Below are 19,771 nucleotides of genomic sequence, written 5' to 3'. Positions count from 1 at the left end.
GCACCGGAACAGGTAAAGGGTCCGCAAGATTCAAGGGGGGGCGATATGTCGGCATGTCGGCACCGGCATGTCGGCACCGGCTTCCCGGCGGGAAGGCCGATGTGACGGGGAGGACCTTCGGCCGGGCAGGTGTGGCGCGGTCAGGCAGCCGCGGCCGCAGCGGGCGTGCGGCCGGAGGCCAGGCGCGACTGGGGCGCCGTGAGCAGCCGGACCAGCAGGACCGCCAGGACGCCCGCAACCGTGTTCACCGTCAGCGCGCAGGCCCGGAAGGCGGTGGTCTCCGCGTCGATCAGGAGCGCGAGGACGACTCCCGCCGTCTTGGCGAGCCAGGCGGCCCACCAGGCGTGGACCAGCCACTCTCCCCGGGTCGAACCGTTGGCACGCCAGATGTCGCGCGCGATCCGGTGCGGGAACCACCACATGACGACGGGGACGAACCAGGCGCCGACCGCCCAGCCCGGTGCGTGGCGGTGGCCGCCGGGGGCCAGCAGCTCCGCGTTGGCCCGGCAGAGGTCGAACCAGCAGACGAAGACGACGGCGGCGCCCAGGAACGTCGGGGGCCCGAGGATGAAGGCCGTCCGGCCGAGGGGTGTCGCGGTGCCGCCGGCCGCGGCCGTGACGAGCGGGGCGACGGTCAGCAGCGCCAGGAGGATCTGAGCCGACGTGGCGAGCGAACGCGGGTCCGTGAACCGCCCGGTGGACCGTGCCCGGCCGCTGCCCGGGCGCAGGGCGGGGTCGGCCGGTGGAGTCGTCCCCGGGCTCGAACGCGGGCTCGGGTGGGGGCTCGAATCCGGACTCGAATCCGGGCTCGAAGAGCAGTCGTGGCAGCCGCCGACCGCCTGGGCGTACGGGTCGCCGTCGCAGGACGCGCAGCTCACAGGAGTCCCCCCGGATGTGTGGCCGTGGTGTCGGCGCACCGTGATGATCACGTGCACGATAGGGGAGTCCCCGGAGGCTCCGCCACCTGTCTTCGGGCCGCCCCGGTGCCGGCCGGACGGGTCCTTCTCGGCTGCGGGCGTACGGGCCCGCCCGCTGGGTGGCGGGCGGTCAGCGCGGGAGCACCCAGGCCGGGGCCCAGGTCCCGTCTGCGGCGGGCCCGGGCGCGGTGGCGGGCCCGGGCGGGGTGGCGGCGGTCGTGCCCAGGTGGGCGCGGAGGGTGGCGAGCGCCGGGTGGGGGTTGTCGCGGTGCCAGAGGAGGGAGTGCGGGTAGACGGGCGTCGGGTCGGTGACCGGGATGCGGCGCAGGCCGTGGTCGGCGGGCCAGACGAGCCGGGTCTGCTCGCCCATGAAGGTGGCCAGGGCCGGGGTGTCGGCGATGGTGTCCAGGAGGGCGTCGGAGCCGAAGTTGGGGCCGGTCGCCTCGATGGTGAGGTCGAACTCGGCGGCCAGGTCGTCGTAGTAGGCGCCCCACTCGGTGCCGGGGGTGATGCCGGGCATCCAGATCCGGTGCCCGGCGAGCTGCGCGGGGGTGACCGAGGCGGCGCCCGCCAGCGCGTGGTCGGGGCCGGTGAGGAGTTGGAGCGGCTCGTCGAGCACGCGCACGGATGCCAGGTCCTCGGGCAGCGGGCGGCCGGGGGCGGCGACGGCCCGGAAGGTCGCGTCGATCGTGCCGGAGCGCAGCGCGGCGACGGCCGTCTCGATGTCGACCAGCATCACCACATCGAGGTCGATCCCGGGGTGGGCCTGGTGGAAGCCGCGCATCAGGCCGGACGGGGCGACGCGGGAGGCGATCACGTCGACGCGCAGCGGCCGCAGGCCGGGGCGCACGGACGCGCCCGCGCGCTCGGCGACGCGCAGCAGCTCGCGCGCGTGGGGCAGGAACGCCTGCCCGTCGATGGTGAGTTCGGCGCCGCGCGGGGTGCGGGTGAACAGCCGTACGCCGAGGTGGCGTTCCAGCGTGGCGATGCGCTTGGAGACGGCCTGCTGGGTGACGGCCAGCTCGGCCGCGGCCTCCTGGAACTGCCCGGTGTCGGCGGCGGCGACGAAGGTGCGTACGGCTTCGAGGTCCATGGCGGCCCACGCTAGTGGACAACGCCCGGTTGTGGACGATCGGCCATCCGGTTGTTTGACCGGCTGTCGCGCGGCTCGGCAAGCTCTCCCCGGTCAACGCCGGTTTGTACGGATGGACGTCGAGGGGGCGGGCTGAGCATGGTGGGCAGGGCACGGTTGGGACGGCGGTTCGGCTGGCTGTGGGCGGCGTACGCGGTGAGCGCGTACGGGTCCGGGCTGGGGTTCGGGGCGCTGCCGATGATCGCGGTGCTGGTGCTGCACGCCGGCCCGGCCGAGGTGTCCGCGCTGTCGGCGGTGGGGCCCGCGGTGGGCGCGCTGGTCGCGCTGCCGCTCGCGCCGTGGGTGGAGTTCCGGCCCAAGCGCCCGGTCATGATCGCGATGGACCTGGCCCGGTTCGCGGCCATGGCGACGATCCCGTTGGCCTACGCCTTCGGCCTGCTGGGCTTCGTCCAGCTGCTCCTGGTCTCGGTCGTGGTGGCCGCGGCGAAGATCGCCTTCGGTGCGGCCTCCGGCGCCTACCTCAAGGCCCTCGTCCGCCCTCAGGACCTGCTGGTGGCCAACGCGCGGTTCGAGTCCACCAACTGGAGCTCCATCGCGGTCGGGCCGCCGCTCGGCGGGGCGGCGATCGGCCTGTTCGGTCCGGTCGCCACGGTGGTGGCCGACGCGCTCAGCTACCTGCTCTCCGCGCTGGGCATCGCCGCGATCGGGGGCCGGGAGGACGTCCCGCGACCGGCCGGCCCGGGCGGGGCGGGCGGGGTGGTCGGCCCGGTCGGGGTGGGGGAGGGCGGGGTGCGGGCGGGCACCGGACGGGAGGGCCCGCTGCGGGCGGGCGCGGTGCTCGACGGCTGGCGGCACATCATGGGCGACCGTGTGCTGCGGGCGCTCTACCTCAACACCGCGCTCGTCTCCGGCCTGATCATGGCCACCGAGCCGGTGCTCGCCGTACTCCTGCTCCGCCACCTCGACTTCGCGCCCTGGCAGTACGGCCTCGCCTTCGCCGCCCCCTGCCTCGGCGGACTCGTCGGCTCCCGGCTGGCCCGCCGGGTCGTGGCCCGCCACGGCCGGGACCGGGTGTTCCGGACCGTCGGCACCCTGCGCGCCGTGTGGCTGATCGGACTGGTCTTCGTCCGCCCCGGCGTCGTGGGCCTGATCACCGTGATCGCCGTCGAGCTGGCGATCATCGTCAACATGAGCCTGTTCACCCCGGTCCTCGCCACCTACCGGCTCGAACGCACACCCCAGCACCTCGTCGCCCGCACCCTGACCGCCTGGTCGATCGGACAGCAGGCGTCCATCGCCGTCTGCACCGCGCTCGGCGGACTGCTCGCCGGCGCCACCGGCCCGCGCACCGCCCTCGCCGTCGCGGGCCTGCTCATCCTGGCGACACCGCTCCTGCTGCCCCGGCGCGACCGGACCACGCCCCGGGACGAGCCGGAACCGGCCGGCAGCCACGCCTGACGGGCCCGGTCCGGCGCGTCCCGGACCTTCCCGGGCCTTCCCGGGACCTTCCCCGGGCTTCCCCCCCGGGCCTTCCACGGAGCATCCCCGGAGCGCGGCTGCGCCACCGGGCACCCCACCGACACGGAGACACCCGTATGAGCACCGCACTCCACTCCGCGCTCGACCCCGCGCGCACCGCACTCCTCGTCCTGGACTGCCAGCCCGCGGTCCTGGCCGCACTGCCCGACGCCGACGAGCGCGAGGCCCTGCTCGGCCGCGTCGCGCGGGCCGTGTCCGACGTCCGGGCCGCCGGTGGCACCGTCGCCCACGTCCGCACCGCCTTCACGGAGGCCGACTGGGACGCCGTCCCGGCCGCCCACCCGTCGTTCGGCCCGTTGGCCCGGCACCGCGTCATGCACCACGAGGACCCCGCCACCGCCGTCCACACGCGCCTGGCCCCCAGGGACGGCGACATCGTCGTCCGCAAGACCCGCCACGGCGGCCTGTCCGGCACCGGCCTCGACCGGCGGCTGCGCGAGCGCGGCATCACCGCCCTGGTCCTCGCCGGCCTCAGTACCAGTGGCGCCGTCCTGTCCACCGCGGTCGACGCCGCCGACCGCGACTACCGGCTCCACGTCCTGTCCGACGGCGTCGCCGACCCGGACCCCGAAGTCCACGACCTCCTGCTCCGCCGGGTCCTCCCCGCCCGGGCCCGCATCATCGGCACCGCCGACCTGGACACCCTGCTCCGCGCCGACTGACCCGATCAACCATGCTTCTGACGTGCGGGCCTGACGGAAGCAGAATCGGACTGCCGGCGCCAGCCCCGGGCTCCTCCCGTGCCTTGGCCGTTCTCCTCGGCCCGCGTTCCGAACGGTTCGGCCCGGCCGGCGCGCACGCGTCTGCTCTCCGCCCGCCCGCCAGGGGGACCAGGATGCGCGCGCGGCCGGTGACTACGTGTGCCGGTGTCCGGCGGCGGCCTTCAGCCGCAGGGGAAGCCAGGCGCGGTAGCGGCGCAGGGCCTGGCGCTGCCGGCGCAGCTCCGAGAGGAGGGCGACCGCCGGGTGGATACGGGGCCGGGGCTCGCTGCCGCGGGCGATGCGGCGCAGTTGGCTGCGGACCTGGGCCATGCTCGCGGCGGAGGCGAGGGGCTTGTCCTTCCAGGTGACCGGGCGCATCTGCCGGTCGGCCTCGCGGCCGCCGCGCCAGCGCTGGGGCAGGTCGGGGGTGACGGCGAGGGCGGTGCCCATGCCGACGATCGCGACGCCGTCGGCCAGGACCTGTTCGGCGGTGGCGCGCCGGGTGATGCCGCCGGTGAGCATCAGGGGCAGGGGGCTGGTGGTGACCAGGTCCTTGGCCAGCTCCAGGAAGTACGCTTCGCGGGCCTGGGTGCGGGTGTCGGTGGCGCGGCCGGTCATCGCGGGGCTCTCGTAGCTGCCGCCGGAGAGCTCGACCAGGTCGACACCGAGTGGTGCGAGCCACTCGATCACCTGGCGCGCGTCGTCGGCGTCGAAGCCGCCGCGCTGGAAGTCGGCGGAGTTGAGCTTCACGGCGACGGCGAAGGACGGCGAGACCGCGGCGCGGACGGCGCGAACGGTGTCGAGCAGCATCCGGGCCCGGTTCTCCGGCGACCCGCCCCACGCGTCGGTGCGCTTGTTGACCAGCGGCGACAGGAACTGCGACAGCAGGTAGCCGTGTGCGGCGTGGATCTCCACGCCGTCGAAGCCGGCCTGTTCGGCGCGTGCGGCCGTGGTGGCGAACCGGGCGACGGTCTCCGCGATCTGCGCGGGGGTCATGGCGGTGGGGCGGCCGAAGCGGCCGCTGTGCCTGCCCAGGTCGACGCCGAGGTCGGATGGTCCCCAGACCACGCCGGGCATGTCGGAGGCGACCTGGCGGCCGGGGTGGTTGATCTGCATCCAGATTGCCCCGCCGGCGGACTTGCCGGCCTTCGCCCACTCGATGAAGGGCTCCAGCGGTGCGGTCTCGTCCAGGACGACGCCCGCGGGTCCGGTCAGGGCCTCGGCGTGGACCATGACGTTGCCGGTGATCAGCAGTCCGGTGCCGCCGTCGGCCCAGCGCCGGTACAGCTCGATCAGCTGCCTGTCCGGGAGCTGGCCGGTGCCGGCCATGTTCTCCTCCATGGCCGCCTTCGCGATCCGGTTGGTCAGCACCGCACCGGAGCCCAGGGGTAGCGGTGTGAACAGTTCTCCGGCCATCTGATTCTCCCTCTTCCATCGACTAGGATGTGTACAGCGTTTACATTAAGGCAGTGATGTACGCAGTGCAAACATCGGAGAGGTGACCCATGGCACAGGCGAATGCGTCGTACCACCACGGCGACCTGCGCGCCGCGTGCCTGCGCGCCGCCCGGGAGCTCCTGGAGGAGGACGGCACCGCAGGCCTCTCCCTGCGGGCCGTGGCGCGGCGGGCGGGGGTGTCGGCGACCGCGCCCTACCGCCACTACGCGGACCGCGACGCGCTCGTCTCCGCGGTCGCCGCCGAGGGTTACGCCGAGCTCGCCGACCACCTGGCGGCGGCCCACCCGTCGCCGCGCACGCCCGACGATCTCGCCGGTGTCGCCGTCGCCTACGTCCGGTTCGCCCTGGAGCGTCCGGCGATGTTCCGGGTGATGTTCGCCGAGCCCTGCGACCCCGCGAACGAGGAGCGGGTGTCGGCGACCGCCGCCATCCGGGAGTACGTCCGCGGCATCGTCCGCGGCGTCTTCCCCGACTCCGACCCCGAGGCCCTGTCCACCGCCGTGTGGGCCGTCGTCCACGGTCTGGCTTTCCTGTGCCTGGACGGCAAGCTCGACGTCTCCACCCCCGAGGCGGTGTCGACCCAGGTCCGCGCCGCCGTACGGGCACTGCTCGCCGCGACCCCGGTGCGCCCCCGGGCGGAGGCCGGGACGGCGGAGCGGATCGGCGCCTGACGACGCGGGACGGACCGCTCCGGTTCATCCCGCGAACCGGGCCCGGTCGCCCGCCCGCCCGCAGTCGCGCGCGGTTGCAGGCATGCGCTGTTCTCGGACGCCGACTGCCTCGGTGTGGCCGCCCGGGTGGCCGGGGTGACGGATGCGGGCAGCCCCTGGACGGGGGTGGCTGCGGGACGGGGGCGTGTGCGGCGGCCCCGGCGGTGGTCCGGCGCTCGTCGATGTCGACGTCGAGGCCGGTGACCCACGTGGGGAAGCCGTAGCCGTCGTGGCCGCGCACCTGGGCGATCTCCGTGCCGGTGCAACGGCGCCGCTTCCTTCGGGCCGGCCGGCCGGCGTCGGCGCCGGGTGCCGGTCCCCGCTGAGCAGGAGTGAGGACGCCGCCCCCTCGGTGAAGGGGCGGCGGTGGCGAAGCGGTCTGCTCAGCGGGCGCCGGGGGTGTCCGGCAGCCGCACGACGGCGGTGCCGGCCTGGGACTCGCCGAACCCCCAGCCCGCGACGAGGGAGCAGCCGACCGCTTCGAGGACGTCGCTCCACGGCCAGTGGCCGGTGCCGTAGTAGAAGCCGCCGCCGCTGCGCGCGTCCTTCTCGGGGCGGCAGAGCATCCGGAGGTGGTCGCGGAGCGCGGGGTGCGCGACCGCGCCCAGCCGGTCCTCCCAGGGCTCGTCGGCGGTGTCGTCGCCCGACAGGTCGTGGACCGACACCAGGTGCCCGGGGCCGCGCTCGGTGAACGTGGCGGCCCGCATCGCGTCGGCGAGGGTGCCGTCGGTCGCGACCCGCAGCAGCACGGTCAGCCAGTGGTTCAGCTCGGTGGACGCCTCGGTGGTGAGGTCGACCCCGTGGCGCTCCAGGAGCGGCCCAAGTTCCGTGCCGCGCACCAGCGCCCCGTCGGACTCGTCGAGCGTGGCGACGGCCCGCAGGTCGGCGACGAAGGCGTCGTCGAACGGCGAGGGGCCCTTGTGCCCGCCGTCGCCCCACGGGCCCGTGCCCGCCAGGAGGTCGGGATCGAAGCGGAACAGCGACCCGCCCAGGTCGAACCGCCAGGTCCAGGGCGAGAAGGGGTACGCACCGTCCGGATCCGGCAGTTGCCTCGGCTCCCGGCCGGACACCGCCTCGGAGGTGGCCCAGGAGTTCGGGAACAGGAACTCGTCGAGGGAGTCCGAGGCGTAGTACACGCCGTACACGCCGTACACGCCGTACCCGGCGGACGGGTCGGCGGCAGGCTCCCCGTCGAGCAGGATCGCGAAGGCACCGGCCAGCGCGGCGTCCCACCCGTCGAGGGCGATCACCGGGGCTGTTTCGGGCGTCATGATGGGCACTCCTACAGATCGGATCCGAGGTCGTCGGGAACGAACGGCCCCACCGTACGGTCGCGGACGGTGCCGGGGGAAGGAGAGATCTCGCCCCGGCGTCAAGACGGCGTGCATGACCGTTGTGTGTGACCGGAGTTGGTGATCCGGGACTACCACGGGCGTCATGAACCTGGCGTAGGCCGTCCGGCTCGTGGCCGACACGGGGTTGTGAAGATCCTTTGCCCGCTGCACAGTTGGTGCCGACCATCCCGAACACCCCTACGCAGGAGGTCCGATGACCAGGTCCGTGCTCCCGTCCTCCACCAGGCGCCTGGGAGTCCTCGCGGCTCCGCTGCTCGCGCTCGCCACCGTCGGGCTCGCCGCCCCCGCCCAGGCGGACGCGGCGCCGAGCGTCACCGTGGTCTGCGACGCGGGCAACAGCGTCTGGTCCTGCGACGCCAACGCGACCGGAGGCAGCGGGAGTTACAGCTACTCCTGGAGCGCGGTCGGCAACGCGGGCTTCTACTCCGGCACCACCGCGTCGAGCGCGTACGGGCCGTGTCGGACGAACCTGGCGGCCGTCGTACAGGTGACCGTGACGGACAACGGCACCGGCGCCGGCGTGTTCCGACAGGGGCGGTTCTTCTGCTACGCCATCGCGCCGTAGCCGGTAGCCGTAGCCCGTCCGCGCCCCGCGCCCTGCGGGGCGCGGATCCGGCTACAGGCCGCCCGTGTAGAGGAGACGGTCGGGCGAGCCGGGGCCGAGACGGGTGAGCACGTCCTCCGTGGAATCGGCGATGAGCCTGTCACGGACGTCCTGGGATGTGGCCTGGGGATCCTGCTGTTCGACGAGGGCGGCGGCTCCGGCGACGTGGGGCGCGGCCATGGAGGTGCCGTTGAGCGTGCTGGATCCGCCGCCGAGTTTGGCGGAGACGATGGCGACGCCGGGTGCGTACAGCGACAGGCAGGGGCCGTAGTTGCTGAAACTGGCCTGTCGGTCCTGCTTGTTGACGGCGCCGACGGTGAGGGCCTTCCGCGCGCGGGCGGGGGAGACCTCGCAGGCGTCCTGGGCGTCGTTCCCGGCCGAGATGACGGGCAGCACACCCCGGTCCGCCACCGCGTTCACGGCCGCGTCGAGAGCCTCGGAGGCCGGTCCGCCGAGGGAGGCGTTCAGCACCGCCGGCCGTCGGGCGTGGGCGGCGACCCAGTCCAGGCCCGCCAGGGAGGCCGCGGTGGAGCCCTCCCCCTGGCAGTCGAGCACCCGGACGGCGACCAGGGACACCGAGCGGGCCACTCCGTAGGTCCAGCCGCCGACGGTGCCGGCCACGTGGGTGCCGTGGGAGTGGCAGTCCTGGCCGTCGTGGCCGTCGTCCATGGCGTCGAACCCCACGGCGGCCCGCCCTTCGAACTCCTCGTTGCCGGTTTCGATGCCGGTGTCGACGATGTACGCCGTGACACCCTCGCCGGTCCCGGTGACGGTGAACAGCCCGTCGAGCGGAAGGTGGCGCTGATCGATCCGGTCCAGGCCCCAGCTCGCGGCCTCGACGGTCGTGGCGGCGGCCTCGGCGACCCGGGGCCGTGGGGGAGGAGCATCGATGCCCATCCGGGCGTTCTCCTCGATCGCCTCGACCGCGGGCAGACCGCGCGCCATCCGCAGCTGGAGCGGGGTGAGCGGGGCGGCGAAGCCGCGCAGCGCCGTGCCGTAGGTGAACAGGGGCCTGACGCCGAGATCGCGCAGTACCGCCTCCGGCGAGAACGCGGACTTCACCGTGACGATGTACTCGCCCGGGACGGCGGCCGCGGATCGCGTCACCGTGACCGGCGGTTCGTCCGGCCCGGGTGTGGCACTCGCGTCACCGGAACTGCCGATCAGCGGCACCATCAGCAAGAGGACGGCCGCTACCCGGCGGGCACTCGCGCGCATTACGCACTCCATCGGACCTGAGCAGGAACGGAGAAGGACCTGAGCAGGAACGGAGAAGGACCTGAGCAGAACCGCCGGAGAACCCCCGGCAGCGGGCGCGGTCCTGGAGCCGTGGGGCACCAGGACCGCAGTGACAGCGGCGGAGGATCCGCGGGTCGTACCGGCCCTCACTTCCCCGCGATCGCCTGGGCGCGCTGCCTCAGGTCCTGGGGAACGTCCTCCCGCTGAGCGACCTCACTGACCAGGCTCCGCACCTCCGCCGTCGTGTCGGGGGAGGTCTCGTCGTCGCTGTTCTCGTCCTCACCCGCGCTGTTGATGGCCAGATAGCCCATGGTGTACCCCTCGTTCCGGTGGAACTCCTGTGGTCAGTACAGAAGCATGCACGTCAGGCCGAGATCGTGGCCGAACCACCGGTCGTGCCTTCCCCGAAAGAGTGGCAGCCGGAGACCTGGCCGGTCCCCGCCGTGCGGCGGGCCGGACAGGTCGGCGGGCCGGGCCGGGGCGTCACAGTGCGGCGGCGTAGTCCGGCAGCAGCAGATCCGAGTGCGCGGCCCGGCCCTGCTGCGCGCCCGCCGTCGCCAACTCCCTCGTGCCGGCCTCCGGATCGCGCAGCAGGGCGTTGCGGGCCTCCAACCGCTCCCGCGTCGTGGGCGTCACCGTGGAGTTGCCACCGGTGGCCAGTGCCTGGTTGCGCTCGGCGAAGGGACGCATCCGGCGCTCGTAGGCCGCGAAGGCGGCGGTGTGGTCGGCGTGTGTCGCCAGCTCGCCCGCCAGGACGTACGCGCCGACCAGCGCGACGCTCGACCCCTGGCCGGACAGGAACGAGGTGGCGTGCGCGGCGTCGCCCGCGAGCGCCACCCGCCCGCGCGACCAGGCCGGCAGGTGGATCTGGCTGACGACGTCGAAGAAGAGGTCGTCGGCCTCCCGCATCGCCTCCACGAGGCGCGGTACGTGCCACGCCCGCTCCGGGAAGCGGGCGGCGACCAGCTCGCGCTGCGCCTGCGGATCGCGGAAGGCCTCGAAGGGCGGGACGTCGCGGGTGAAGATGAGGAAGCCGTGGATGCGGCCGACGGGCTCGTACGCGTAGAGGATCGCGCTGCGCCCGACGTCGTTCCAGATGACGGCCTCGTGGGAGAGGCCGAACTCGTTCGGGAGGGTGAAGCCGGCGAACACCTGCCCGAGGTAGCGGTGGAAGGGCTCCTCGGGGCCGAAGACCAGCCGGCGGGTGTTCGAGTGCAGCCCGTCCGCGCCGAGCACCAGGTCGAAGCTGCGGCGGGCGCCGCTGTCGAACACCACGTGGACGGCGTCCCCGTCGTCGTCCAGCGCGGCGATGGAGTCCTCGAAGAGGAACTCCACCCGGCCGTCCAGTGGTTCCTGGAGGGCGTCGGCCAGATCGCCGCGCCGGACCTCCAGGTCGAGGCCGCTCTGGCCGCCGGTCATCTGCTCGGGGCGCAGCGAGCCGACGGTCCGTCCGGCGGTGTCGACGAAGGTGATCCGCCGGCTGTCGACGTGGGCGGCGCGCAGGCGCGACAGCAGCCCCATCCGCCCCACGACCTCACGGGCGGTGCCGCGGATGTCCACGGCGTAGCCGCCCCCGCGGACGGCTGCGGCTTTCTCGACGACGGTCACCTCGAAGCCGTACCGGTCGAGCCAGTACGCGAGCGCGGGACCCGCGATGCTCGCGCCGGAGACCAGAACGCGACGGGCGGTGCGTGGTGTTGTGTCCATGACTCCTCACTTCCCGGGTGCGCCCCTACCGCACACCTGTGAGCGGGGGCGAAGTGAGGGGCGGGGCCTTCGCGTGTCGCGACGGTCATGCCTGAGGGCATGGTGGCGTGTATCCGACGATCGGAACGTAGGGGCTCCAGTTCTGGCTGTTCAGGGCGCCCGCACTGTTGGCGCAGATGTTGTGGATCGCGGCCTCGACGTTCAGGTCCCAGACGGTGGCCACTCCGTCGTCGGTGGCGGCGGCCAGGGTGTGGCCGTCCGGGCTGAACGCGAGCACGGACACCGGTCCGGTGGCGACGGTCAGCGGTTCGCCGATGGCGTCCGGGCGGTCGGGATCGGTGATGTCCCACAGCTTGATGGTGCCCACGCTGGTGTGACCGGAGGCGGCGAGGGTCTTGCCGTCGGGGCTGAACGCGACCGACCAGAGGCTGCCGCCTGGCATGGTCAGGGGCCGGCCTCTGGGGGTGAGGTGGTTGGGGTCGGTGCTGTTCCACAGGGTGATGATGCCGCTGCTGTTTCCGGTGGCCAGGGTTTTGCCGTCAGGGCTGAACGCCACCCAGGTGCTGGTGCCGGCGGGTTGGGGTAGCGGCTGGCCTATGCGGACCTTCTGGCCGGGCTTCGTGGTCCACAACCCGACCTCCTGGGTGCTGGTGTCGCCGCCCGTCGCCAGCACGCGGCCGTCCGGGCTGAAGGCGATGGACTGGACGGATCTCGTGTGATCGTTATCGATGCCGCCTACGGGCCTGGGCTTCGCGGGGTCGGTGACGTCCCAGAGTGCGATGCCGCCGGACAGGTACTTGTCGCCGGCCGCGGCCAGCGTATGGCCGTCCGGGCTGAACGCCAGGGAGAAGACCTGTCCGTTGGCCCCGGTGAGCGGCTGCCCGAGGGAAGCGGGGTGGTTGGGGTCGGCGGTGTTCCACAGGGTGACGCCGCCGCCGCTGTCGCCGGCGGCCAGCGTGCGGCCGTCGGGGCTGAACGTCACCGCGGTGACCGACTCGGTGGGGCCGGTCAACGGCCGGCCTCTGGACGCGGGGTGGCCGGGGTCGGCGGTGTTCCACAGACTGACGGTCCGGTTGGCGTTCCCGGCGGCCAGGGTGCGGCCGTCCGGGCTGAACGCGACCGAAGTCAAAGGGCCGCCCGCGCCGATCAGCTGGGTCGGCGGCAGGTTCCACAGATCCACGTTCCCGTCGCTGTTCCCGGCGGCCAGGGTGCGGCTGTCCGGGCTGAACGCCACGGCGTTGACGCTGCTGCCGCCGCCGACCAGCGGCCGCAGCGGGGCGATGTCGGTGGGGTCGGTGACGTTCCACAGGTGGACCGCGTGGTCGGCGCCGCCGGCGGCCAGGAGGTGGCCGTCGGGGCTGAACGCCACCGACATCACGGCCTGGGCGGGTCCCGTCAGTGGTTTGCCCAACGGAGCGGGGTGCTCCGGGTCGGTGACGTTCCACACGTGGACGTCGAAGTCCTCGGCCCCGGCGGCAAGGGTGTGGCCGTCGGGGCTGAACGCCACCGACTCGACCTTGGCGCCGACGTTCAGGGGTTGCCCCCGGAGGGTCGGCTGGTTCGGATCGGTGGTGTTCCACAGGCTGATGGTGTTGCTGTCGTCCTGGCAGGCTGTCGCGAGTGTGCGGCCGTCGGGGCTGAACGCCAAGGAGCCGAAGGGGAAGCAGGTTTCGAGAGGCCGGCCGATTGCGGTGGCATCTTCAGGGCGGGTGACGTTCCACAGGCTCACGACTCCGGTGGACCGTCCGCCGGCCAGGGTGCGGCCGTCGGGGGTGAACGCCAGCGATTGGATGGAACTGAATGAGTCCAAAGGGTCCACGCCGGGGCTCGTCGGCCGGCCCAACAGGACCGGGTGGCTCGGGCTGGTCAGGTTCCACAGGTCGACGAATCCGCCGGAGCCGTCGTCACCCCGGTGGTTGGCATGGCCGCCGACAGCCAGGGTGTGGCCGTCCGGACTGAACGCCACGGCCAGGATCGAGTCGACGGAAGAGTCTTCGGGTAGAGGCGCGCCCAGCGCCACCGGATGGCTTGGGTCCGAGACGTTCCACAGCCGGACGGTGTTCTGATAGACGTATCCGATGGCCAGCGTGTGCCCGTCGGGGCTGTAGGCCGCGGTGTAGACCGAGCCCTTCGAGCCGGGCAGCCGGATGTCCAGGGGTGTGTTCTCGGTGGTGATCAGCCGGGAGGCCGCCCGCGGGGTCGGCTCCATGCGGTAGGCGACCAGGGCGAGCTGTGCGGACAGTGAGGGGTTGGTGGGCGCCAGCTGCAAGGACGCCGAGGCGACGGCGGCGGTGATGGCCCGGTCGCGGGCTTCCACGGCTCGGGTGTTCTGCACGAATGCGAAGCCCGCGGCCGTCGAGGCGACGACGGCCAGCGCCGTGATGGCCGCGACGGCGGACCGCCGGAGCCGCTGCCCACGCCGCTGCTGACGCCGGGCGGTGGCCAGGAACGCGGCGGCCGCGCCGCTGAGGTCCGGCCCGTGCCTCTCGGCCCAAGCCGAGGCGATCTCCAGGCGGTTGCCGCGGTACAGCGCGCCCGGCTCCCTGCCGGCCTGCTCCCAGGCGGCGGCCGCCTCTTCCAGGTCCTGCCGGACCAGGTTGCCGTCCCGGTCCTGCTCGATCCACTCCCGCAGCCGCGGCCAGGCGCGGATCAGCACCTCGTGGGTGATCGTCACCGCGTCCTGGTCACGGGTCAGCAGCCGACCACGGGTGAAGTCGTCCACGACCGCCTTGGCCGCCTCCGGATCCGGCGCGTGCCGCAGGAGGTCGTCGTACCGGACGCGGCGGCGGGTGTCATCGGCGTCCCGTCCCAGAATGACGAGCCGCAGGAACACCCACCTCGCCGCGTCACGGCACGGTGGCAGCAGCGCGTCGAACAGCCGGTCCGCCGTGTTGGCGAGGGCGCGCTGGATCCCACCGGTGACCCGGTATCCGTCCACGGTCAACCGATGGCCGCTGCGCTGCTGCCACGTCGCCCGCAGCGCGTGTGCCAGCAGCGGCAGCCGGCCCGCGGTGCCCGTACCCGCCGGCCCTCCGACCGCCCCCAGGTCGGCCAGCAGCACCTCGACCAGGCCGTCCTCGACCTCGAGCTCCACGTCCTCGGCGGGAAGGCGGATCGCCTCCTTGAGTTCGCGCTCGGTCATCGGGTCCAGCAGCACCGCCCCGCCCTGCAACGCCGCGCGTAGCTGCGGATAGGCCGTGCACGCGGCGTAGAAGTCGGCGCGGAGGCTCAGTACCACCGCCGCACCGCCCGCGGGCCTGGCCAGCCGGTCCAGGACCTCGATGAACCACTGTCGCTCGGCCTCGTCGGCGCATGCTGTGAAGACCTCCTCGAACTGGTCGACCACCACCGTCAGGCCGACCGCGTGACGCTCGGCGGCCGGTGCCGTCGCGTCGACGCCGGTCAGCTTGCGCAGATCCGTCACGCACCGCGAGGGATCGGACCGCCAGAGTTCCGCCAGGCGCCGGGGATCCTCGGTGTCGAGCCCTGCGGCGACCGCCAGCGCCAGGGCGGGGGACGCCGTCGGGGTCAGCGTCAACCGCGGCCAGCCGCTCGATCCCGCCACGGGCAGTCGGCCGTCATCCAGGGCAGGCAGCACCCCGGCCGCGATAAGGGAGGACTTCCCCGAGCCCGACGGGCCGATCAGCATCAGCGGTCCGCCCTCGCGTACCCGGGCGTCCAACCGCTCGACGACCGTGTGGACCATCTGGTCCCGGCCGTAGAACCAGTCCTTGTACTCGGCGGCGAACGGCATCAACCCCGGATACGGACACCGCATCCCTCGGGCGTCCGGACCGGGTCGGCTGCGGCGCGGCCCGTCGGGCTTACGGATGATGGTCATGTCCCGGCCGGCCTGGAAGACACTGCCGCCGCCGGTCGCAGTTCCCTCGAACTTCATCGGCTGCCAGGCCGGTTGGCCGCTGGATGGCGTGACGTCGTCCGGCTCGGTCATGGCGCGCCGTCCTTGGTGATGGTCATGTCCGAGCCCGTCTCCATGCCTCCCCCTTGCCGACTACTGTCCGTGGATCGGGATCGCGGTCAACGTCAGGTTGGAGGCGACGAACACACGGTCGCCGGCGACGGTCCACTTGAACCCGACGTCCGGCTGCCCCGGGTCGTCGTACCTCCACCGGGCCTTGCCCGTCGCCGCGTCGATGGCCCAGAGCGTCTTCGCCGTGTCGGTGACGAAGACGGTGTCGGCCGAACAACGCGCCTCCCCGCCGCCGACTCTGAGGGAGGCGTTGAACTGGTTGGCCATGCCCAGCGCGCCGGCTCCGGTGAGCGTGGCCATCCACTTGACGGTCCCGTCGGCAGAGGCGAAGGCTGCCAGATCGCTGCCCGCCGGTAGGTAGACCGTTGCGCCGTCCGGGCTCGCGAAAGGGGCGCCGATCCGGATCTGGTCCCCGTTCTTCGCTTTGAACCGCTGATGCCACTTCTCCGTGCCGGTCGCCGCGTCGACCGCGAGCAGCGTGTCGCCGGCGCCGGCGAAAACGAACAGCCCGGCGGCATGGCACGTCACCGGCCAGCCGGCCTCGAAGTAGGAGGCGGTGTCCGCAACGGGTATCTTCCAGCCGCGGGCACCCTCCTTTCCGGTGTCGATCATCTGGACCTGGCCGGACTTGTCGGACGGGGTGCCCGAAGCCGCCAGCAGGTACGGGCCCGTCGGGGGTACCAGCACGTTGTTGATGTCCGTGCCCTTGACCCTCCACAGTCCCTTGCCGGTCGCGCCGTCGAACGCCCGGATGTAGCCGGTCGTCTGACCCGAATCCAAGGACGAGTGGGAGTGCACGGTCCCGCACACGTACACGGTGTTCCCGCTGACCGCCACAAGAGACGCGAGGTAGTACTCGGCATCGGCACCGCCACCGGAATCGGTCATGGCCATGGAGGTCGCCCACTTCACCTCTCCGGTGGTGGCGTCGACCGCGGCCAGCAGGTTGAATGCGTTCGGTGTCTCGCAGAGGTAGTAGAAGACCCCGGCCGCGTATGCCGTCGGGGACTTCATATCGCTCGACCCGAACGTGTTCGCGGAGTTCAGCGAGGGGAACACGTTCTTGCCCGTCGAGGTGTCCAGAAAGGCCGTGGACTTGTCCGTGACCACCATGACCACCTTGTCGGACGCTTCAAGGCACGTCAGCTTGTTCTGCCCGACGGTCGTCCATGCCTTGGTCGCGTCCGGCCCGGACAGGACGCTCGGGGTCGGTCCGTCCGAGGACGACGGTGACACTGTCGGTGTCGGAGACACGCCCGATGGTGAACCCGGCGGTTCCGGAGGCGGGAATCCACCGGTCCGGCCACTCGGTGCCGGTGACGAGTCCCCGGAGGACAGGATCGCGGCCGCGCCGCCGATCAGGACCGCGCCGCCGGCCAGGCCGAGGATCAGCTTCCGGCGGCTGATCGCGCCGCCGGCCGCGCTCGACGGCATCGAGGTCGTGGCGGCGAGTTCGGCGATATCGGCGGCCAACGCCGAAGGCAGCCAGCTGCCTTCGGGATCCGGCACGCCCTGACGATTCAGGTAGTCGACGAGTTGTCCCGCGCTGGGCCTGGTCGACGGATCCGGGTACAGGCAGCCGCCGATCACCTCGCGCAGTGACGGGGGCAGGACGGCCGTCACCGTCTCCAATTCGGCGACACGCGTCCGCAGATCCTCGGACCCACCTACCCAGGCGGGCCCGCGTCCCGAGGCAGCGAACACCACGGTCGCGCCCAGGTCGGACATGTCGCGCATCGGTGACCCGGCGGCCTCAGCGGTCGCGGCGATCCCGAACGCGGCGATGTGGGGTCCGTCCGCCGCCAGCAGCACCGAGTCCGGTCCCACATCGCCATGGACCAGCCCGGCCGCGTGGATTCGGGCCAGCGCCGTGCCCAGGTCGGCGGCGAGCCGTCGCAAGGCCGGATCCGGCAGCCGGCCGTACCGGTCCACAGCCTGCCGAAGAGGCAGTCCCGGAACGGTCGCGGTCGCCGACCAGGGGGACGGCGCGTCCGGGTCGGCGTCCGTGACAGGCAGGATGAAGTCCCCGGACACCGACCGGCCCGCCGCGACACCGGCTCGGAACCGCTCCCGGAACTCCGGCACCGCGGCCACCTCGGGCCGTACCACCGTCACCGCGACGACCCGCCCATCGGCCGAGCGCCCCACGAAGGTCTCACCGGCACTGATCGTGCCCGCTCGTCCGAGTAGCGTGTACGGTCCGATCTGCCGAGGATCTCCGGCTTCGAGTTTCTTCAACTCCCCACCCCTATGCCGGGTTGATCGTCTGGTCGCGGGCCGCCTGGTAGACGCTGCCGCCGTCGGACGCACGCGCCGTCATGGTCACCGTCGGTTCGGCGGCGGGCGCAGCCGCGGGCGACGCCGACCTGCTCCCGAGATCGGGCAGGAGAGCCGTCATGTCGGCGCACAGGCGCTCGAGCTCGTCCGTCAGGTGGGTCTCCGAAACGCGGAGGAACTGCAGCCCCGCGAGACCTGCGATCTCGGACGGCAGCTCAGACGCCTCGGGCAGCATGGCCGCATCCCCCAGGAGGACGGGGACGACCCGGTTTCCCGCCTTCAGGGCCGTTCTGATCTCCACGCGGACCCAGTCGTGGGCCCGATCGATGCGCCGCGTCCCGTCGTCGTCACGGATGTCGAGCCACGCCGGTCCGATGAGCACAAGCATCAGCTCGCACTCGGCGGCCTGACGCCGCAGGATCTCGGCGAAGTCGGCACCCGCCGGGATCGACCCGCCCGACTTGAAGATCTCGCCGGATCCGAACCGGTCGGCCAGGGATCGGTAGAGGAGATTCCGCATCCACCGTGAGTCTGCTTTGCGGAAACTGAGGAACACGCGCGGCATGGTCGTCGCCCCTTTCCGGGCCACCCTGATGACGGGGTTCGCACGTACCGTAACCGCAGGGCAAGGAGTTTGACGCATATTCAGCGCGAATTGAATAGCGATCGGAAGCCCGCGCCGCCGTTGCCCCGCGAGGGCGTCGACTCCTACCCTGGCTGCTATGGGGGACTTCGGCGTCGAACTGGCCAGGCTCCGAGCGCAGCGGGGATGGACCGTGCGCGAGCTCGCGCGGCGCGCGAGCGTCTCCGAAGGGCAGATCTGCAACCTGGAGAGCGGGCGCCGCAACCCGACGCCGGCTGTCGCCGCGGCATGCGACGCGGCGTGCGACGCCGACGGCGTACTCATCGAACGCGCCGAAACCGCGCGCCGCGGCGTACCGGCGGAGCGCCCCGTCGAGGTCGACTCCCTCGTCGCCGGGTACCGGCGGATCCTGGAGGACCTGAAGGACATCGGCAGATCCACCGGTCCCCGATTCGTGGAGGCCTCGCTGCGGTCCATTGCGCGGATCCTGACCGACACCGCTTCCCAGGCCGGAGCCGGAGCCGACGAACGCCACGAAATCTGGCTGCTGGCATCGGGATTCGCCGAGTACACGGGCTGGATGGCGCAGGAGGCGGGCAACGTCGCCGAGGCATTGCGCTGGACCGATCTCGCGGTCCGCTGGGGTGCGAACGGCGGCGACGAGACAATGGCCGCCTACGCGCTCGTCCGCAAGGCGTCCATGGCCGAGCACCGCGGCGACGCCGCCGCCGCGATCCGCCTGGCCGGACAGGCCGCCGGCCAGGCGGCGGCAACGCCACTGATCCGTGCTCACGCCGCGCGGCGCGAAGCCCAGGGGCATGCGTCCCTCGGCGACTACCAGGCCTGCCGTGAAGCCCTGGAGCGGTCGCGGGGCCACGCCCACGAGGACAACCGGTGCGGAGCCCGTTGGGGTCCACGCATCGAGAACGGGAGCCCGCGCCTCATCGAGGCGTCGTGCCTGGTCAGCCTCCGCCGCTTCGAGCAGGCCGCCGACCTGTTCGCCATCGAACTCGAGCGCGACCCCGCGGTCCCGCCGGACGGCAACTCCCGTACTCGCTTCACGATCCGTCAGGCCACAGCCATGGCCGGCCTCGATCGGCTCGATCAGGCGTGTCACGTCATCGAGGTAATCCTGCCCGCTGTCCGGTCTCTGGACTCCGCCACCATCCGGGCAGAGCTGGGCCGCTTCGTGGACCAGACGAGGACCCGCCGGGCCACGCCGGGCCAGCGGGCCCTCGTCGAAGCCGCGGCCGCCGTCGCGCACGGCCGACCTCGTTCGCGCCGGTGCCGGCCCGCAGCCTGATCTGGGTCGCCGCGCGCAGGGACGGCCGGCTGGTCGGATTCGTCAACGTCGTCGGTGACGGCGGCGCGCATGCCTTCGTCCTGGACACGACGGTGCACCCGGACGAGCGCCGGCGCGGGCTCGGGATCCGGCTGGTGCGGGCGGCGGCCGACGAGGCGAGGGCGCGCGGCGCCGAGTGGTTGCACGTCGACTACGAGCCGCACCTGGAGTCCTTCTACGGGCAGTGCGGATTCCGGCCGACGGCCGCCGGGTTGATGCGGCTCTGAGCGGGCGGCGGCAGGGGCGGGAGGGGCG

Annotated in this window: 15 protein-coding genes and 1 pseudogene; 6 read left to right on the top strand and 10 right to left on the bottom strand. The window is 72.9% G+C overall.

The window, feature by feature from the left end:
- Nucleotides 1-140 precede the first annotated feature (140 nt).
- On the bottom strand, nucleotides 141-878 hold the full coding sequence (locus ACFQ6N_RS04320) for a DUF4328 domain-containing protein (RefSeq protein WP_380646760.1): 738 nt from the start codon (nucleotides 876-878) through the stop codon (nucleotides 141-143).
- Between the two features lie 169 nt (nucleotides 879-1,047).
- The gene (locus ACFQ6N_RS04315; protein WP_380646759.1) at nucleotides 1,048-2,010 is read right to left on the bottom strand and encodes a LysR family transcriptional regulator; all 963 of its coding nucleotides are present in this window, start codon (nucleotides 2,008-2,010) and stop codon (nucleotides 1,048-1,050) included.
- Nucleotides 2,011-2,148: 138 nt separating this feature from the next.
- On the opposite strand from ACFQ6N_RS04315, the gene ACFQ6N_RS04310 reads away from it, so the two are divergent.
- Together ACFQ6N_RS04310 and ACFQ6N_RS04305 are read left to right on the top strand one after the other, a co-directional pair.
- Entirely contained in the window at nucleotides 2,149-3,468 is a 1,320-nt protein-coding gene (locus tag ACFQ6N_RS04310) for an MFS transporter (protein WP_380646758.1), read from the top strand.
- A 137-nt stretch (nucleotides 3,469-3,605) separates the two neighbouring features.
- Complete coding sequence (locus tag ACFQ6N_RS04305; RefSeq protein ID WP_380646757.1) at nucleotides 3,606-4,211, top strand: cysteine hydrolase family protein; 606 nt, start codon at nucleotides 3,606-3,608, stop codon at nucleotides 4,209-4,211.
- Between the two features lie 192 nt (nucleotides 4,212-4,403).
- On the opposite strand, the gene ACFQ6N_RS04300 is transcribed toward ACFQ6N_RS04305, so the two are convergent.
- Complete coding sequence (locus ACFQ6N_RS04300) at nucleotides 4,404-5,666, bottom strand: NADH:flavin oxidoreductase/NADH oxidase family protein (RefSeq protein ID WP_380646756.1); 1,263 nt, start codon at nucleotides 5,664-5,666, stop codon at nucleotides 4,404-4,406.
- A gap of 89 nt (nucleotides 5,667-5,755) precedes the next feature.
- On the opposite strand from ACFQ6N_RS04300, the gene ACFQ6N_RS04295 reads away from it, so the two are divergent.
- Nucleotides 5,756-6,379 carry a TetR/AcrR family transcriptional regulator gene (locus tag ACFQ6N_RS04295; protein ID WP_380646755.1) on the top strand — a complete coding sequence of 208 codons (624 nt, stop codon included), beginning with the start codon at nucleotides 5,756-5,758 and terminating at the stop codon, nucleotides 6,377-6,379.
- A 422-nt stretch (nucleotides 6,380-6,801) separates the two neighbouring features.
- Here ACFQ6N_RS04295 and ACFQ6N_RS04290 read toward each other — a convergent pair whose 3' ends face one another.
- A complete protein-coding gene (locus ACFQ6N_RS04290; RefSeq protein WP_380646754.1) occupies nucleotides 6,802-7,689 on the bottom strand; it encodes a hypothetical protein in 888 nt (295 codons plus the stop codon).
- A 277-nt stretch (nucleotides 7,690-7,966) separates the two neighbouring features.
- Here ACFQ6N_RS04290 and ACFQ6N_RS04285 point away from each other — a divergent pair, with 277 nt between their 5' ends.
- Complete coding sequence (locus ACFQ6N_RS04285; protein ID WP_380646753.1) at nucleotides 7,967-8,338, top strand: hypothetical protein; 372 nt, start codon at nucleotides 7,967-7,969, stop codon at nucleotides 8,336-8,338.
- 51 nt (nucleotides 8,339-8,389) lie between these two features.
- On the opposite strand, the gene ACFQ6N_RS04280 is transcribed toward ACFQ6N_RS04285, so the two are convergent.
- The 6 genes from ACFQ6N_RS04280 to ACFQ6N_RS04255 form a co-directional block, all read right to left on the bottom strand.
- The gene (locus tag ACFQ6N_RS04280) at nucleotides 8,390-9,595 is read right to left on the bottom strand and encodes a S8 family peptidase (RefSeq protein WP_380646751.1); all 1,206 of its coding nucleotides are present in this window, start codon (nucleotides 9,593-9,595) and stop codon (nucleotides 8,390-8,392) included.
- 167 nt (nucleotides 9,596-9,762) lie between these two features.
- Nucleotides 9,763-9,927 carry a hypothetical protein gene (locus ACFQ6N_RS04275; RefSeq protein ID WP_380646750.1) on the bottom strand — a complete coding sequence of 55 codons (165 nt, stop codon included), beginning with the start codon at nucleotides 9,925-9,927 and terminating at the stop codon, nucleotides 9,763-9,765.
- A 172-nt stretch (nucleotides 9,928-10,099) separates the two neighbouring features.
- Nucleotides 10,100-11,323 carry an FAD-dependent monooxygenase gene (locus ACFQ6N_RS04270; RefSeq protein ID WP_380646749.1) on the bottom strand — a complete coding sequence of 408 codons (1,224 nt, stop codon included), beginning with the start codon at nucleotides 11,321-11,323 and terminating at the stop codon, nucleotides 10,100-10,102.
- 85 nt (nucleotides 11,324-11,408) lie between these two features.
- Nucleotides 11,409-15,275, bottom strand: coding sequence for an NACHT and WD repeat domain-containing protein (locus ACFQ6N_RS04265; RefSeq protein ID WP_380646748.1), 3,867 nt, complete (start codon nucleotides 15,273-15,275; stop codon nucleotides 11,409-11,411).
- Nucleotides 15,276-15,335: 60 nt separating this feature from the next.
- Nucleotides 15,336-17,552 carry a PQQ-binding-like beta-propeller repeat protein gene (locus tag ACFQ6N_RS04260; protein ID WP_380646747.1) on the bottom strand — a complete coding sequence of 739 codons (2,217 nt, stop codon included), beginning with the start codon at nucleotides 17,550-17,552 and terminating at the stop codon, nucleotides 15,336-15,338.
- A 10-nt stretch (nucleotides 17,553-17,562) separates the two neighbouring features.
- The gene (locus ACFQ6N_RS04255) at nucleotides 17,563-18,156 is read right to left on the bottom strand and encodes a toll/interleukin-1 receptor domain-containing protein (protein WP_380646746.1); all 594 of its coding nucleotides are present in this window, start codon (nucleotides 18,154-18,156) and stop codon (nucleotides 17,563-17,565) included.
- Between the two features lie 157 nt (nucleotides 18,157-18,313).
- On the opposite strand from ACFQ6N_RS04255, the pseudogene ACFQ6N_RS04250 reads away from it, so the two are divergent.
- Together ACFQ6N_RS04250 and ACFQ6N_RS04245 are read left to right on the top strand one after the other, a co-directional pair.
- Nucleotides 18,314-18,493: pseudogene (locus ACFQ6N_RS04250) on the top strand (helix-turn-helix domain-containing protein); the annotation flags it as partial.
- Between the two features lie 791 nt (nucleotides 18,494-19,284).
- Nucleotides 19,285-19,743, top strand: coding sequence for a GNAT family N-acetyltransferase (locus ACFQ6N_RS04245; protein WP_380646745.1), 459 nt, complete (start codon nucleotides 19,285-19,287; stop codon nucleotides 19,741-19,743).
- Nucleotides 19,744-19,771 lie beyond the last annotated feature (28 nt).

It is taken from the genome of Kitasatospora sp. NPDC056446 (genome assembly GCF_042796115.1).
In the GTDB taxonomy this organism is placed as follows: Bacteria; Actinomycetota; Actinomycetes; order Streptomycetales; family Streptomycetaceae; genus Kitasatospora.
Note: the sequence above shows the minus strand (reverse complement) of the source record. Positions and strands in the feature narration are given on the sequence as shown.